The organism is Lederbergia ruris (assembly GCF_018332955.1).
Lineage (GTDB): Bacteria > Bacillota > Bacilli > Bacillales > Bacillaceae_C > Lederbergia > Lederbergia ruris.
This window is the reverse complement of sequence record NZ_BORB01000014.1, coordinates 58,110-74,540: the sequence shown is the minus strand read 5'-3', so window position 1 is coordinate 74,540 and position 16,431 is coordinate 58,110. Positions and strand designations below refer to the sequence as shown.

The following is a 16,431-nucleotide window of genomic DNA, read 5'->3' as shown; positions in this document are numbered from 1 at the left end:
ATTGAGTATTGAAAAGTGATGTAAGATTGAAAACTTCTTATTTTATTCATTATTTTGACGTTAAAAGCATTTTTTAAAAAGAGAAGCAGGTGATTTATCAATGAAAAAGGAGCGGATTTTCGCTTTAGATATTGGAACTCGTTCGGTCGTTGGCCTTATCCTCGAACAAACCGCTGATCAATATAAAGTACTAGACTTATTTATGAAAGAGCACAAAGCAAGGGCCATGCATGATGGGCAAATTCATGATATTGTCGCTGTGGCAGAAGTGATTACAGAAGTAAAAAAGCACTTAGAAAAACAACATGGAAGCTTAACAAAGGTTTGCGTAGCTGCTGCTGGTCGTTCTTTAAAAACAGAAAGAGCTAAAGCTGAAGTGAATATTACCGGTAAACCAATGCTAACAAAAGAAGATGTTCTTTACTTGGAACTTTCAGCTGTCCAAAACGCTCAGGCGATTGCGGCACAAGAACAGAATAGCGATCATAGGCATTCCTACTATTGTGTTGGCTATTCCGTCCTCCATTATTTTATTGATCAAGATGTAATCGGAAGTCTTATTGATCAACAAGGAGAGATTGCTTCCGTCGAAATTATTGCAACCTTTTTACCAAGGACTGTTGTTGATTCCTTAATCAAAGCATTAAATAGAGCCCATCTAAAATTAGATGCCTTAACACTTGAACCGATTGCTGCCATCAATGTGCTTGTTCCCGTTTCAATGCGGAGGCTAAATGTTGCACTCATTGATATAGGTGCAGGAACGTCCGATATAGCCATTACAAACGAAGGCACTGTTGTCGCCTATGGCATGGTTCCAAATGCAGGTGATGAGATCACAGAAGCCGTTAGTGAGCAGCTTCTATTAGACTTTCCAGTTGCGGAACAAGTAAAGCGACAATTATGGGATCAAGAATTTGTTAAAGTAAAAGATATTCTAGGCTTTGAAACAGAAATTTCAAAAGAAGAAGTGATCGGACAAATTTTACCGGCTGTTGACAAATTGGCAACAGAAATTAGCCATGAAGTGAAATTATTAAATAACGGTCATCCTCCAAAAGCTGTTATGCTTGTCGGTGGCGGGAGTATGACTCCGGAACTCCCTAAACAAATCGCCCACCTTCTAGCTTTACCGGAAAATCGAGTGGCGATTAGAGGCGCTGATGCGATTCAAGGATTAACCTTTTCTGAACATATTTCGAATGGCCCAGAAAATATCACGCCCATTGGGATTGCGATTTCAGCTCGTAATATGCCGATTCAATATGTATCTTTCACGATAAACGAACAACCTAGTCATATGTTTGCAGTGAAAGAACTAACCGTTTCCGATTGTCTCCTAGCTTCCGGCCTCACAATCAAAAAACTTTACGGAAAACCGGGCTTAGCTAGCTTTATATCATTAAATGGACAATCGTTAACAATACCAGGTACGTATGGAAAAGAACCTACCATTATAAAAAATGGGGAAGAATGTCAATTGGATGACATTGTGCAAGATGGAGATCAACTCAAAGTGGAAAAAGGCGCAGATGGCGTTCGCACCTCAGTAAAAATCAAAGACTTACTTGACGAAGTGCCAAAGAAAACAGCGATCATTAACGGACAAAAATATCCTGTTCAAATGATGATCATTCGAAATGGGAAAGAGGTCGATTCAGATACTGTTATTCAAGATGGAGATGTGATCCAAACAAAATATCCGCAAACGATTGATGAACTTGTCCAAATACTGCAATTGGATGAGCTGCAGTCTTTACTCCATCCTTTTAGAATAAAACTGAATGGAAAAGAAATGTTTTTTCCGTATTTTTCCGGACAAATATTACTTAATGGCAATGAAGTTAAAAGTAACGAAAAACTTCCAAATCAGATCGAATTAACCATTGTGCAAAAAATGATCCCATCCATTCAAAATCTTGCCTTACTTCTGCAACACTCCATTCAACGTTCTATCACTGTTTTTTATGAAGAACAGCCGGTTACTGTCCAAAAAGTCGCAATGGAATATTTTAAGAATGGAACGCGCTTAGATTCTGAGAACATCATAAATAATGGAGATGAAATTGAATATAAAGAGGGACTCAATGATGGCTTTATCTTTCAAGATATCTTTAAATATGTAGAAGTACATAAACCACAAAAGGCAAAAGGCAACTTTTCCTTAAGGATTAATGGCCATGAGGCGACTTTCTACTCGCCTATTCACGATGGAGACCGACTCGAAATTGTTTGGCCAATCACTCTCAATAATATCAGAAAGAAAAAAGCAGACAGCGATTTATAAGCTGCCTGCTTTTCTTGTGGTTAAGGAAATTATAAAATTTGTCGCTTGTGGATAACTGTTTACGTTGCGGTTTGACATCCAGCTCCAGCGCCCAGCGACTAGCAAACTTTCGGTGCCTTCCTACGATAAGTCAACAACGATTCACCCTTTGGGTTCATCGTGTTTCCTTTATCTCAGGCCAACAGGACGTTGGTCACAAAGGCGTTGCGACGTACAAGGATGTACTAGTGCAGACGAAGCGACAGGACGTCGCGATTGAGTCTGCCGCCAGGACGGCGCGTATTTAGCCTTTGAACCTTATTCTCCAAGTTTGTACGTCGCTAAACGGGCGCTTGCGCTTTTGTTCTTAATTATTCATAGAGGAATTTACTTTATCAGCCAATTCTTCCGCTTTTTCTGCGACTTCATCACTATTCGCTTGTACCGCTGAGTCGGCTTGGTCGACGCGCTTTTCTAGTTGGTCGGCAGTCTGTTCTACATTTTCGTTAACCGTCTCTTTCCAACCGTCTGTCATATCTTTCACAGATTCAGCCACTTGCTCTGTTTTATCCTTTACGGCGCCTCGAAGCTTATCCGTTGTTTCTTTCACAGTATCGGCAACATTGCTACTTTTTTCTGCCGCAACCTGACGTAGTTGATCCGTCTTTTCTTTCGCAGTAGAGGTTAATTCTGATCCTTTTTCCATAACCGTTTCTTTCCATTCATCGGACTTATCCTTTAAGGTTTCAACTTGGCTTCCAATATCGCTTCTTAATTCTTTTCCAGATTTTGGTGCCATTAGAAGTGCGGTTGCTGCTCCTACAATACTTCCTACTACAACTCCAATCATAAAATTACCGGTTTTATTTGTATCGTTTTGGTTATTTGCCATTTTAATCTTCCTCCCTATTTTTTAATGACTTCGCTCCCATTTCGGAGCAGGGATCGCCTTTTGAGAAGTCGATCTTTGTTTTCGTGAAGACCTATGTTTACCTTTCTCACCAAACCATTTATCTTTTATTTCTTTAAAAGCTGCTCCCCATTGTACCACTTGGGCAATTTTCTCTTGATTTCGATTCATTGATGATGAAATCGAGGTAGTGACTTTTCTCAGAGAATGGTTTAACTCTTGGACCGTTCCCCCTACATCCTGTACTGCATTTACGACGGTATCCAACCTCTCTACTTTGCCCTGAATGTCTTCCGCAAGGCTGTTTGTCTTATGTAGCAACATTGTTGTCTCACTTGTTACACCTTCAAGTTGTTTGTTTAGACTGTCTAATGTGTGTGTTACACTTGCCATCGTACCCTTCAATTCGTTCATTGTTCTCATCAAACTGATTACAAGGATAACAAAGGCGATCGCAATCACAGCTACACTTAAATATAAAATGATTATCACGCGTCCAACACCTCCCATGTACATTTGAATACCCTTTGATGCGAAATTCAAACTTCTTCCCAACTAAATCTTCGTCATAAATAGATAAAATTCCTGCCGTTTCATTAAATTTGTGAAAATGGTCATATTTTGTTTAATTTATGTTATTTTAACTCAATCTATTCAGTTAAATAAAAAACCTGGAAAATCGCTCCAGGTTTTAATTGTAAACAGACAACTTATTGGGCTTTTTTCAATTGTTTTGCTAAGAAATTCTCATATTCCAATTGAAACTTTTGAATATCTCCAGCGCCCATAAACAATATCACGGCTTGATCATAAAAACGAAGTGGGGAGGTATCTTCCTCATCAAGGATTTCTGCCCCGTTGATTTGCGTTCGTAAATCCTCAATGGTCAGTTTCCCATGATTTTCACGAGCAGAACCGAAAATATCACATAAATAAACTTTATCTGCTTCACTTAAGCTTTCAGCAAATTCTTGTAAAAAGGTTTGTGTCCTTGTAAAAGTATGTGGTTGAAATACAGCGACAACAGACTTCTCAGGATATTTTTGCCGTGCAGCTCGAACCGTCGCGCTTATTTCTGCTGGGTGATGGGCGTAGTCATCCACCAAAACCTGATTCCCTACCTTTTTCTCTGTAAACCGTCTTTTAACCCCTTTGAAAGCTTTGAATTGTTCCTTCAAAATATTGACATCAATATCCTCGTATTGACATAAAGCAATAACAGATAGGGCATTTAATACATTATGTTCACCGTACAAAGGAATTTCAAAATTTGCATAAAAATTGTTTCTTACATAAACATCAAAGGATGTGCCGTTCGATGACGTCTGTACATTGCGAGCTTGAAAATCATTTTCTTCTCTAAAACCATAATATAAGACAGGTGCTTTCGCTTGGATCTTTTGTAAGTAATCGTCATCCCCATAAGCAATAATCGCTTTGTTCACTTGCATAGCCATTTCTTGGAATGCTGAGAATACATCGTCTATATTCGTGAAATAGTCTGGATGATCGAAATCAATATTGGTCATAATCGCATAATCCGGATGATAGGCTAGAAAATGTCTGCGATATTCGCATGCCTCGAACACAAAATATTCTGCTTCCTTCACCCCAGATCCTGTTCCATCCCCAATCAAAAACGAAGTTGGTTTAGCACCCCCCATCACATGGGCCATCAATCCCGTTGTCGATGTTTTTCCATGTGAACCGGTCACCGCAATACTTGTAAACTTTTCTAAAAATTCCCCTAAAAACGCATGATAGCGAATCACAGGGATTCCTAACCTTTCCGCTTCTTCGATTTCTTCATGCGTGTCCGGAAAAGCATTTCCTGCAATCACTCTCATCCCCGGTTTAATATTTTTACGACTAAAGGGTAAAATAGTAATATTTGATTTTTCCAAAGATGCTTGAGTAAAGAAATACTTCTCCACATCTGAACCCTGTACATGATATCCCTTATCATGAAGGATTTGTGCGAGTGCGCTCATACCTGAGCCTTTAATACCTACAAAATGGTATATCGTCATTTTAGAACCTCCAACATACGTATCTCTATTCTTATCATATGAACTAAAACCTAAATTGGCTAAAATCTTTCACGCTCTTCTCGATTAGCCAATTAGACAAACAACAAATTTCCCGTTTTATTTACTTATTATTATCCAACTGTTCATTAGGTTGTATGTAAAAAACCGTCATGAAATTCATTTCCATTCCAACATTATAACATTATTCATTGTAGATGACTATCACAACAAAAATCCACGTATCCCTATATAAGAGGATGTTCAAAAAGCTATGAAATAGATTCTTGCAAGGATTCCAATTCACTCTCTGTTATTAAAACATCTCGAGGTTTACTGCCCTTCGCCCCTGAAATCACACCTTGCTGTTCCATCATATCAATCAATCTTGCTGCTCGATTATAGCCGATCCGAAATTGCCGCTGAATCATAGAAGTTGAAGCACTACCTTGTTTGACCACGAACTCACAAGATTCAAGATATAATTCATCTTCTTCATCTTGAGTTTGTGTTTTCTTTAATAATTCCTCCTGCTCAAAAAGATAATCGGGATCACCTTGTGAACGAACATGTTCAATCACACGATCGATTTCTCCATCAGATACAAAAGTCCCTTGGAGTCGAACTGGCTTAGACGAGCCACTTCCTAAAAATAACATATCCCCACGGCCAAGTAATTTTTCAGCACCACTAATATCAATAATGGTTCTTGAATCGACTTGGGATGAAACAGAAAAGGCAATTCTTGTTGGTACATTTGCTTTGATCAGTCCGGTAATCACATCGACAGATGGTCTCTGTGTCGCAATAATTAAATGGATTCCACAAGCTCTCGCCTTTTGAGCGATTCGGCAAATCGATTCTTCTACATCATGTGGCGCCATCATCATTAAATCTGCAAGTTCGTCAATAATAATGACGATATAAGGTAACTTTTCATTAAAGCGACGATTTTCTTCAGCCAATTCATTAAAACGGCCGATATTACGAACAGAAGTATGAGCAAATAATTCATATCTTCGCTCCATTTCCTCGACAGCCCATTTAAGAGAAGCTGTAGCGGCCTTAACATCTGTAATAACTGGACTGACTAAATGCGGAATATGGTTATATGGTGCCAATTCAACCATTTTCGGATCGATTAGAAGCAATTTTAGTTCATCGGGTCTTGCTTTATACAACAAACTAACCAAAATCGAGTTGATACAAACACTTTTACCTGAACCTGTGGCACCTGCAATTAAGCCATGTGGCATTTTTTGTAAATCCGTGACAATCGAATTCCCTGAAATGTCTAACCCAAGTGCAGCAGTCAAGGGCGATTCAGATTCTAAAAAGATAGGATCACCAATGATTTCACTTAATTGCACCGGCCTACTATCTTGGTTGGGGATCTCGATTCCAATCGATCTTTTCCCTGGGATTGGCGCCTCCATACGAATATCCCGCGCCGCCATACTTAGCTTAATGTCATCACTGAGATTTGTGATTTTATTTACTTTTACACCCCGTTCAGGTTGGACTTCAAATCTTGTCACAGAGGGGCCTTGGCTGACTTGAACTACTTGTGCTTGAACATTAAAATTCGCGAGTGTTTCATTTAACAAATCCTTCTGTTCCTCAAGCCATTTCCCATTGTCCGCCTTTGTTACAGGTGGATGGAGGAGAGATAAATCAGGGTAATCATAGGTTTCTTGATATTTTCTCTGTTCATCCTCTGGCAAAATAGGCGACCTTTGGATGGTGTCTCTCTCCTTTGAATGATCCACTGTTTCTATTTGACGGTCTTCCACATCTCCCCTCACATCTTGCGACGAAGATTGTTCCTTTGGCTCGCTTTCTTTTTCATTTAATGGCTGCTCCATCTTCTTTGCTTGTCTTTCCTGCCAATTTTTCCGGTCATTTTTTAACATAAGTACATTAAACGGCATAGCAGCACGAGCCTTTTCTTTCCTAGAAGATGGTCTACTCGGCTCCTCTTCAGAACGATTTGGTCCCTGTTCATCTGACGCTTGTTCCTGTCGCTCTGGTTCTATAGTCTCTTCTAGCTTTTCATCCTCTGCCTCTTCAAAAATTTGCTCCTCGATAGGATCTTCTTCGATATAAAGCTCCGGAGCTTCTATCTCTCCTACAGAATCCTCTTCTACTTGGTGCTGTACAGGATCTAGGACTTCGAACCCTTCTTGTTTATCCTTTGTTGCCTTCTCTTTATCCTCCACTTGTGGTTCTGTTTCAGGATATAAAAATGTTAATGGGATTACTTTTTCCTTCTCCTCTGTATCAAAAAACTTTTCCGCTTTTATTTTATTTTCGGTTGGTTTCTTTAAAAAAGAATCCTGTAACTCATATTCCGTACTACTTTTTTCAGGTCGTTGATAACCAAAAATGGGTGATGGTATATGAGTTGGACGGAAAGGTTGTTTTAATTGACTTTCCACTTTTTTATTTTTCTTGTCTTCCACTTTCTCCCGACTGATTTTCTTCCTTGGAACTTCTTTTTCTGTCTCCGTCACAAAGGGCTTTTCATATTTTCGATCATTTCGATTTCTTTGTTCACTTTTTGGAGTTCCTTTGTTAGGAGGAACTTGTTTGTCAGATGGGTCTTGCATTAATGGAAAACGAAAATTACCTTTCGGATATTGATAAGTCATCCTTGTCTCCATTGTGGATGGGGAATGACTCTTATTGTCCATTTTTCTAGGTTGTTCTTGTTCATCGATCTCTTCAGTCATAAATTTTGAAATAAATCTTTTAAGCCAGGACATCCTATCCCTCTTTCACTGTCATTATAAGAAAAGCGTAAGCGCGGAGCTGATATAGCCAATTTCTTTCTTATTTTAAAAAAATCTGCCTGTTCCATTATAACAAATCTCACGCATAAAAATTGAGGAAAAAGGAACATTATAAAAGAATCACATTAATAAGGAGGTTTTCAAGTGAAGATTGTCAAATCAATTGCCGTTGCCGGTATCGCTTCGATGATGCTTATGGGCTGTGGAGCAAATAATAACAATAAAGATCGGGTCGCAGATAATAATAACGGCCCTCTTGATGTTAATTATGATACGCGCAATACACGTGATTGGGATAACACAAGAAATAATCTAACCGATAGAAATAATGGGACCCAAGATGGATTTGGCGCAACCAATGTTAGAGATAACCGCGATCATGTTGGCAATAATGACGGAAATGATAACAACATGAATAACGATGATCGCCGTGTTGATGTGGCAGATGACATCGCTGATCAAGTAGCAGACTTGAAAGAAGTCGATCGTGCTTATGTCCTAACAACAGGAAATAATGCGTATGTGGCCGTAAAATTAACGGATGATCAAAATGACAATTTAAGTAATGATGTGAAAAACAAAATTGCTGACCAAGCTCGAAAAGCAGATCGCAATCTAGATAATGTATTTGTTTCCGAAAACCCAGATTTCTTCGGACAAATGCGTGGATACCGTGATGAACTTAATAACGGTAACCCAGTTAGTGGTTTCTTTGATCAATTTACTGATACCGTACAACGCGTTTTTCCATCGTCAAGATAGAACAATAGCCGACTATGCAATTTTATGATTGCAATGGTCGGCTGTTTTATTTATGAATGTTTTTCCGGCAATTGAATGACAATTCCCTGTACCACACGAATGTTTTCGTCTTCTCGCTCTTCTTCTTTTCCCCAACGTACAATCAAAAAGAAAAGAGCTGTTCCGTACCCGAGTAATTGTAGAAACTTTAATGTAGCCCCAGCGAGTTGTTGATCGACAATGCCATTTATGTTAGAAAAGAGTTGATATTGGGCTGGATCGTAGACCATGTAATGAGCGTGTGACATGCTAAGAATTAAGAAAATCCCCAATGGCATTAGTAAAAGAGAATTTAGAAATACGTAAGCAACCCGTACAAAATAAGAATAGCTCCCTACGCTTTTCACCGGGGTGATAATCGTCCACCACATAAGCAAGGCCGCCACCGCTAAAAGGAATTGAAGAATCCATGATAATATACTATGCCTATGAATTTCATTAAAAAAGACCGGAAGCAAATAAAATGTTAAAAGCCCATTAAAAATCAAAGCGGCCATCCAAGGGTGGGCAAATAGTTGCATCCCTTTCCGAAGTCGGTAGCCCCAGAAAAGCTTCTGTAATAAAGGAGTGGGTAAACTTAAAACAAATAAAGGAATCACTCCAAAATACATAACAGCAAGCTCTAACACATGTGCAGTAAATAAAAAATCTTTTCCAATTATTCTTATTGGACTACCTTTGACTATATACAAAAGGCCAATACAAGCAAAATAACAGAATAAATGTCTTTTCGTTACATTTTTCCGAACAGATCTTACAGCTTTTTTATATAACCATGTCAAAAGAATGAGAAGCATAAGCAAGACTGGGTTCCATAATTCATACCACGAATATAGGGAATAAAGTTCCGTAAACAAGTTATTCGCTCCTTCGCCTAATGCTATTGGGTATGTTATTATATTTTTCCAAGGTGTTAACCTTATTCTAACGCAAAAAATGGAAATCGCCTTTGTGACCTACTCCCTGTAGGCCTGATTTTTCCCTAGGACCACGATCAGAAAGGTTGCGATCGGTCCTAATAAAAGGGAAAGTAAAAACCAGCCTAATCCACTTCTATTTTTCCCTTGTGCTAACCCTGCATTAATTAACGCTAGTGTTCCCCAGCCAACGAAATAGCCTTCCATACGATTCGCTCCTTTTCCAAAAGAAATTCCTTATTTACAGATACGAATGAAAGGATAAAAAAGATTCAAACAGTTTCCACCTATTGCCTCGGCTCAGCATGATAAGGCTGATTCCATAATCGCCTGATACGTTTTATTCCACCCCTTAAAATAGTCAGCTACCTTTCCGGGATCAATCAACATTCTTCTATTCGATTCATATTTTCCCGCAAATGGAAGAAGCTCCGTTAGATCAATTCGATAAAAAACTTGATAGCCGATTAAAGGATAAAGACTTTTTTCATTCCATTGATCATTTTCTGAGTGATTGACCTCAATCACGCCAAGCAGCGTACACAATCCCTTCGCATACGCTTCTTCCATCACTTCACGCATCACACATTCTACGGGGGTTTCCCCTACTTCTATATGCCCACCCGGAAAATCCCAGCCCCTATCTTCCAGATCCACCATAAGGAGTTGATCATGATCAAAGCAAAAGGCGTGAACACTTGTAATTAACTTTCTTTCTGGAAGTTCAGTAGTAGGAAGCCAGGTAAGTTTTACTCTTCCTCCCCAATCTACGTAGGAAACTGTCATCATCTTTCTTCCTTTCTATTCCCCCAAAAAGGGGTTGTTCACCGTCACAAAGTGCTTCAGCAAAATCAATAATCGTTCAATCACTTCTTTTTTCCAATATAGAATTAAATGTTAAACCCTCGTCTTGGATGGTATGTAATGTGCTTGATCCCCATAATATTTTTCGACATATAAATCCGTATGAATCTATGAATATTTTAGCATATTTATTTCTTGGATTGATTTCACAAGCAAGAATCGAAGACATCCTTTTCATTTTCTCCCCTTAATTTTACTAATATTGAAAATGTTAACATACTGTAATTGAATTATTGTAGCAATAAATTGAAATTTAGCCTATGATGGAAATATAAGGAAATTTATAGGAGTGATGATAATTGGGTACTTTGCGACAATTTAATTTTGCTCGCTCAAGCACACTTAGGACATTAGAAAAAATTGCTGAAAACAAATGGGGTCAACAACCTGATGGCTTTTCCAATACCATTCTTTGGAATGCCGGCCATATTTTTGTCGTGACGGAAATTCTATTAAATAAATCCGATTCAAGCTATGCAATCAAAAATCCCGAATGGACCGCTTTTTTTGCACCAGGCACTTCCCCAGCTGACTGGACCGAAAAGCCGCCTCTCCCTAGTGCTGTTCTCGAGGCTTTAAAGGATCAGAAAGCGAAAATAAGAGAAGACTTTTTTGGAAAAACAAGCCAAGTAGCTTCAGAATCCTTTTCAATTGGATCGCATTTAATGGATACCGTTGGAGCATTGATTCAATTTGGTACATGGCATGAAGGGACTCATCTTGGGATCATTCAAGCGATGGATAAAGTGATCGCAGAATAGAATACTCTACATATATAACCACAAAAACTCTTCTAGCTTAGGCCGGAAGAGTTTTTCTATCTTGTTTATTTCACAATCAACACAGGACATTCAACCCGCTTCGCAATTTTATGACTGACACTACCAAGCACCATTTCTTGTAAACTATTTAATCCGCGACTTCCGACAACGACTAGGTCGCAGGCTTGCTTATTGGCATATTCGACAATCACAGGGCCCGGATCTCCATGCAACATAGTTATTTTATATTGAATGCCTTCTCTACTAAAATATTCTTCTATAGGCAGTAATTTTTGCCGTCTTTCAAATTCTAAAACTTCGGGATCTTTGCTTTGAAGGACTTCAGATTTAACTTTGGAATAATCCATCACAAACACAATTTCGACTTCAACTTCTTTTGCGAGCATCGCTATTTTTACCGTTTCTCCGGCTGCGCGCAGCGAGTATTCGGATCCGTCTGCGGCTAATAAAATTCTATTATACATGTGCTTCTCCTCCTCCAAAATGAGACTCAAACATCCACTTAACTGTGAATGGCCAAGCGGTTAACTAGATTTGAACTCGGTTTATTCAAACCGGTTAACTGAATATTTTTACCACTTTCTTCCAATTTTAATACAATTTTATCAATGGCCGCAACTCCTGAGTCATCCCAAACATGAGCTTGTCCAAAGTCAATGACCTTGTATTCGACCATGAAATTCAAAATTTCATCATAATAGTGCGTGTTCAAAAAGGAGGATAAAAAGGACCAAGAAGTTCGAGGCGGCGCAGTTTCGAGCAGCGGAATGTATGCTTTTAAATACATGAGCAGCACAGAAACAAGCCAACGAAGAAATTCGCAGTGTCATTTTTACCGGACTTTTTGAACATCCTCTAATAGAGAGCTTCGCAACTCTTTTCTATATATTTATTCAACACTAAAAAAGAGAAGCGCAATCTACACGCCCCCCTTTGTAATTATTGATGAAATGCTTGGCCAATTTCATAAGTATCTGCTTCTAGTACGAGTATCCCCTTTTCCTGAGGAGCATTCGGCAGATCCAATTCTTTCGCGGAACAGATCATCCCACTCGATGGAACACCACGAAGCTCGGCATCTTTAATCACCATTCCACTTGGCATGACAGCTCCGACTTTCGCCACCACCACTTTTTGCCCAGCCTCAACATTCGGTGCGCCACAGACGATTTGTAGTTCCTCTGTTCCTACATCGACTTTACAAATACTTAATTTATCGGCATTCGGATGTTTTGCTTTTTCCTTTACGTAACCAACGACAAATTTTGGCGAGAAATCTGCTTCAAGCTGTTCGTCAAAGCCATTTTTCATAAGCGCAGCATTGATTTTTTCCACCAGCTCTTCCGTTAATTCCACTTGGCCATTGGCTTCCACTTGCACATATTGTGAAGCATGAAAGAGATTGAAGCCGCTTGTTTGCTTGGTCTTTTCATCAAAAATTCGCGCCACATCGCCTTTTCTTTCAAATGTTGGATGCTCGATATCTTGAATGGCGATTAATAAGGTATCGCCCACCCCTTTTAAATTATAAAAAACATTCATTTATTCCTTCTCCTTCTTCTTTTGATCATGAGCCAATATAAAGATAGGCTCTAATTTTCCATCCTCATATGTAAAGGATAACGCCGTAATCGGCACTTTCCCCGTAGTGAAAAAGCTCATCGTTAATTCCGCTAAAATATCATATCCCGTGGAATTGCGAATGTCGCCAATGATTAAGACATCCTGATGCGGAACAGCGACAATCATGTCTCCCTCAATTGTTTCCGCTTTTTCCTGCAAAAACTTTTCATTTAAAATACGACTAGCATCATAGCCATCATTGGTATTCAAAAAGTAAAAATCATTCCCACGCAATGTATCTTTTTTCAGTTTCACAGGAAGGGATCGAACATTAAAACGAGCAATTTCCCGCACTTTTTGGGGATCAAGTCCTTCTTTTTCAATGATTTGCTCATCTAAAAGACGATACGTCTTACCAAGATCGAGCGCATAATAAATTCTTGTTTCTGCTGTATGATCATCTGTAAAAAACGGCACACCATCCCCTGTTTCTTTTGGAAATGAGGTGGAACGAATTACGGGATAGATTTTCTTTTCCTGACCCGCAACTTCTTGGTCTTTCCCCATCACTTTGAGCGCCTCTTCCACATAATAAACCACTTCATCCAGTGCTTTATCCTTGCGCTCATGCCATTTCGCAACTAAAGGAGATAAGGCGATATCCATTCCCTTGCCCGTTTCTTCATTCTCAACACGCACGGTTTCCGTTTCTCGATCATATTTGAGCGAACGCCCTGGCTGTTTGAGGCGCTCTTCCAATGCTCTCCTCATTTTCTTTTCATCCATTTTCAAACCACTCCCCTCCTTTGGGAAAAATACACTATTGTTATTTTACACAAAATGAGGCAGAGTCTCAAAGTTTGAGGGATAAAATAGTAAAAACCTGTATCCCCTGAAAGAGAATACAGGCTTTCGCTATTTTAATTACTAAGAAAGTCCATTAATAAAGTCTTCAATTTCTTCCAATGTCTTCCGATCTTTGCTAACGAAACGGCCTGCTTCTTCGCCATTATGGAAGGCAATAAAGCTTGGGATTCCGAAGATGTCCAATTGACTGCAAAGATCCAAAAATTGATCACGGTCTACATAAATAAAAGTGTATTCCGGATAATCGGCTTCTAGTCTTGGTAAGAACGGCTCAATAAATTTGCAATCTGGGCACCAATCAGCAGAGAACATAAAGATTGTACGCTCTTCCTTTTTTAATTGATCAAATTGTTCCATTGATTGTAGTTTTTCCATTTTATTTCCCTCCAGTATTGATTAGCATTTGGCCTGGTTTGATCCAGCCCAATTTCCTCATTATTTCTGATAAACATAAGCTTATCATAGCTGGAGCTAAAATATGCAATACAATGACTTGGACAAGTACTGTTGCAGAAAATCCCATCGTCTGGAAGGTCATAATTTGACCAACAAATCCACTTGTACCCATGCCAGCTCCTGCTGCATTACTGGTCATCGGCCAGATTGTTGTGGCAAACGGTGCGATGATAATCCCCGCAACGGTTGGCGGAATTAAAATCAAGGGGTAGCGAATAATATTTGGTACTTGAAGCATCGAAGTACCAATTCCAATCGCTAACAATCCACCTATCTTGTTCTCACGATAGCTAGAAACGGCAAAGCCCACCATTTGTGCACAACAACCAATCGTAGCTGCTCCTGCTGCCAAACCACTTAAATCTAACATAAGGGCGATGGCTGCACTTGAAATCGGAGCTGTTAAAGCAAGCCCCATTAAAGTCGCAACAAGAATACCCATTAAAATCGGTTTCTGCTCTGTTGCCCAGACAATCCAGCTGCCAAACACGGTTAGGAATTTGCCGATCGTCGGACCAATAAATTTGGCGACAAGAAAACCTGTGAAAATCGTCACAAAAGGAGTCACAATAATATCCACTTTTGTTTCTTTGCTAACGAGCTTACCTAATTCAATCGAGATCAAAGCCGCCACATAACTCCCTGCTGGCCCTCCTCCAAGAGCAGCTCCTGCCGCCCCAGTGGCAACTGCGGCAAAGATCACAAGTGGTGGTGCGCCAAGCCCGACCGCAATCGCCGCTCCAATTGCCGGTCCCATAAGTTCCATCGCCAGTTTGCCCATTTCCACAAACAGTGGCCAGTGTAATTGTTCTCCAATCGTTTTTATAATTAAGCCAATAATTAAGGACGAAAAAAGCCCTAACGCCATATAACTTAAAGCATCCACTAAATATGTTTTAGCCGATATTCGTATACCCTTCTTTTCTAAAAAACTCATCTCCCTGCCCCCTTGTCAACCATTATACTTAACTAGTGTAAAGACAGTTTCCGTTTTTGTCTATCTTTTTTTAAAAAAATCATTTTAGAATGCGTAAAGAGGGCCTCCGATTAGGCCCTCCCCCGTAAACATCTCTATTCTACCCGGCTTGACCGAACAATATCCATTAAGATTTTCGCGTCTTCGGATACATTCTTTACAGCTGATTCTGTCGTTGCTTTTGTTCCACCAATTCCAGCTGTTACTTCGTAAGTCTCCGCTTCTTCGATTTCGGTAATTACGAGATAGCCAAAGCGCTGATCTTTCGTAAAAGTCTGATTGACAATAAGAGGATTCTCTGAGTCTATTAACTGATTATATAATGCTTTACTGTCCTCTTTTTCGTTTGGATTATAAAAAAGGATATACGGATGGTCTTTTTTATCGAGAATAATATTATTTGGTTTATCGTCCTTTATGGTCATATCGGAAGGTAAATAAAATTGAATCGACTGGATCTCCTGATTTGCCACTTCTGGATCTCCGTTGAAAGCCTTTTCTACTTGTTCTACGGCTTTAGTCTGTTCTTTTTCAATGGATGCTCCGCAAGCGGCAATGAGTAGCATACTAACCATTATCCATGCGCCAGTCATTGCTTTTTTAAACATGTTGTTTCCCCCCAAACCTAAAAATCTAGTTCCATCATACTCTTAGTAAAATTAGCTTGACAACCCCTTATTGATAAATTCCTTTTGAAGGCATAGCTGTTAAAAAACTGCTAAAATGGAAGTTATACCAAATAAGGAGGGAATCAATGTGAGATTAACCGTTTATCTTGCCGGTGAAATTCACAGTGAATGGCGGTCAGAAATAAAGGCGAAGGCACAAGCTTTAAAGCTGCCAATTGATTTCGTCGGACCAATGGAGGATCATGATCGATCAGATGGTATTGGTGAGGAAATTCTTGGCGAACAACCAAATGCGGTGTTTCGTGATGCCGCGGCTTCAAGTTTTAATAACCTCCGAACAGAGGTCTTATTGAAAAAAGCAGATATCGTGGTTGCTCTTCTTGGTGAGAAGTATCGACAATGGAATACCGCGATGGATGCAAGTGCAGCGATAGCGATGAATAAACCGCTTATCCTCATACGACCAGAAGAATTACATCACCCGTTAAAAGAGTTGTCAGAGAAAGCCAATGTAACGGTCGCAACTGTAGATCAAGCTGTGAAAGCTTTGTCTTATATTTTTGAATAAGCGAATAGGTCTT

General features: G+C 39.4%; 18 protein-coding genes. 4 read left to right on the top strand and 14 right to left on the bottom strand.

Translation table 11 applies throughout. The features are described from left to right. Nucleotides 1-100: 100 nt before the first annotated feature. The gene (locus KI363_RS10025) at nt 101-2,287 is read left to right on the top strand and encodes a cell division protein FtsA (RefSeq protein ID WP_158321384.1); all 2,187 of its coding nucleotides are present in this window, start codon (nt 101-103) and stop codon (nt 2,285-2,287) included. A gap of 346 nt (nt 2,288-2,633) precedes the next feature. Here the strand turns inward: KI363_RS10025 and KI363_RS10020 are convergent, their stop codons facing one another. The 4 genes from KI363_RS10020 to KI363_RS10005 form a co-directional block, all read right to left on the bottom strand. Then, entirely contained in the window at nt 2,634-3,158 is a 525-nt protein-coding gene (locus KI363_RS10020) for a YtxH domain-containing protein (RefSeq protein ID WP_212966251.1), read from the bottom strand. Between the two features lie 21 nt (nt 3,159-3,179). Beyond that, the gene (locus KI363_RS10015) at nt 3,180-3,668 is read right to left on the bottom strand and encodes a DUF948 domain-containing protein (RefSeq protein ID WP_158321386.1); all 489 of its coding nucleotides are present in this window, start codon (nt 3,666-3,668) and stop codon (nt 3,180-3,182) included. Between the two features lie 218 nt (nt 3,669-3,886). Continuing rightward, nucleotides 3,887-5,206 carry a UDP-N-acetylmuramate--L-alanine ligase gene (gene murC / locus KI363_RS10010; RefSeq protein WP_158321387.1) on the bottom strand — a complete coding sequence of 440 codons (1,320 nt, stop codon included), beginning with the start codon at nt 5,204-5,206 and terminating at the stop codon, nt 3,887-3,889. A 269-nt stretch (nt 5,207-5,475) separates the two neighbouring features. Continuing rightward, the gene (locus tag KI363_RS10005; protein ID WP_212966249.1) at nt 5,476-7,968 is read right to left on the bottom strand and encodes a DNA translocase FtsK; all 2,493 of its coding nucleotides are present in this window, start codon (nt 7,966-7,968) and stop codon (nt 5,476-5,478) included. Between the two features lie 171 nt (nt 7,969-8,139). Here KI363_RS10005 and KI363_RS10000 point away from each other — a divergent pair, with 171 nt between their 5' ends. After that, nucleotides 8,140-8,757 (top strand): YhcN/YlaJ family sporulation lipoprotein, encoded by a 618-nt coding sequence (locus tag KI363_RS10000; RefSeq protein WP_212966248.1) that lies wholly within the window; start codon nt 8,140-8,142, stop codon nt 8,755-8,757. Nucleotides 8,758-8,807: 50 nt separating this feature from the next. Here the strand turns inward: KI363_RS10000 and KI363_RS09995 are convergent, their stop codons facing one another. From KI363_RS09995 to KI363_RS09985, 3 genes are all read right to left on the bottom strand, one after another. Beyond that, a complete protein-coding gene (locus KI363_RS09995; protein WP_212966247.1) occupies nt 8,808-9,653 on the bottom strand; it encodes a cytochrome c oxidase assembly protein in 846 nt (281 codons plus the stop codon). A gap of 99 nt (nt 9,654-9,752) precedes the next feature. Continuing rightward, a complete protein-coding gene (locus KI363_RS09990) occupies nt 9,753-9,920 on the bottom strand; it encodes a hypothetical protein (RefSeq protein ID WP_191967387.1) in 168 nt (55 codons plus the stop codon). A gap of 93 nt (nt 9,921-10,013) precedes the next feature. Then, the gene (locus KI363_RS09985; protein ID WP_212966246.1) at nt 10,014-10,499 is read right to left on the bottom strand and encodes an NUDIX hydrolase; all 486 of its coding nucleotides are present in this window, start codon (nt 10,497-10,499) and stop codon (nt 10,014-10,016) included. Nucleotides 10,500-10,876: 377 nt separating this feature from the next. Here KI363_RS09985 and KI363_RS09980 point away from each other — a divergent pair, with 377 nt between their 5' ends. Continuing rightward, on the top strand, nt 10,877-11,338 hold the full coding sequence (locus KI363_RS09980; RefSeq protein ID WP_158321391.1) for a DinB family protein: 462 nt from the start codon (nt 10,877-10,879) through the stop codon (nt 11,336-11,338). 65 nt (nt 11,339-11,403) lie between these two features. Here KI363_RS09980 and KI363_RS09975 read toward each other — a convergent pair whose 3' ends face one another. The 7 genes from KI363_RS09975 to KI363_RS09945 all read right to left on the bottom strand — a co-directional run bounded on the left by KI363_RS09975 (nt 11,404) and on the right by KI363_RS09945 (nt 15,829). Continuing rightward, nucleotides 11,404-11,823 carry a universal stress protein gene (locus KI363_RS09975; RefSeq protein ID WP_158321392.1) on the bottom strand — a complete coding sequence of 140 codons (420 nt, stop codon included), beginning with the start codon at nt 11,821-11,823 and terminating at the stop codon, nt 11,404-11,406. 38 nt (nt 11,824-11,861) lie between these two features. Then, nucleotides 11,862-12,035, bottom strand: coding sequence for a hypothetical protein (locus tag KI363_RS09970; RefSeq protein ID WP_246516827.1), 174 nt, complete (start codon nt 12,033-12,035; stop codon nt 11,862-11,864). 263 nt (nt 12,036-12,298) lie between these two features. Further along, on the bottom strand, nt 12,299-12,901 hold the full coding sequence (gene ytpR / locus KI363_RS09965; RefSeq protein ID WP_158321393.1) for a YtpR family tRNA-binding protein: 603 nt from the start codon (nt 12,899-12,901) through the stop codon (nt 12,299-12,301). After that, nucleotides 12,902-13,708 carry a DUF1444 domain-containing protein gene (locus tag KI363_RS09960; protein WP_212966267.1) on the bottom strand — a complete coding sequence of 269 codons (807 nt, stop codon included), beginning with the start codon at nt 13,706-13,708 and terminating at the stop codon, nt 12,902-12,904. 141 nt (nt 13,709-13,849) lie between these two features. After that, a complete protein-coding gene (locus tag KI363_RS09955; RefSeq protein ID WP_212966245.1) occupies nt 13,850-14,164 on the bottom strand; it encodes a thioredoxin family protein in 315 nt (104 codons plus the stop codon). Nucleotide 14,165: 1 nt separating this feature from the next. Continuing rightward, nucleotides 14,166-15,182, bottom strand: a complete 1,017-nt coding sequence (locus KI363_RS09950) for a PTS sugar transporter subunit IIC (RefSeq protein WP_212966244.1) — start codon at nt 15,180-15,182, stop codon at nt 14,166-14,168. Between the two features lie 134 nt (nt 15,183-15,316). Continuing rightward, nucleotides 15,317-15,829 (bottom strand): hypothetical protein, encoded by a 513-nt coding sequence (locus KI363_RS09945; protein ID WP_212966243.1) that lies wholly within the window; start codon nt 15,827-15,829, stop codon nt 15,317-15,319. A gap of 148 nt (nt 15,830-15,977) precedes the next feature. On the opposite strand from KI363_RS09945, the gene KI363_RS09940 reads away from it, so the two are divergent. Further along, nucleotides 15,978-16,418 (top strand): YtoQ family protein, encoded by a 441-nt coding sequence (locus KI363_RS09940; protein WP_212966242.1) that lies wholly within the window; start codon nt 15,978-15,980, stop codon nt 16,416-16,418. The last annotated feature ends 13 nt before the right edge of the window (nt 16,419-16,431 follow it).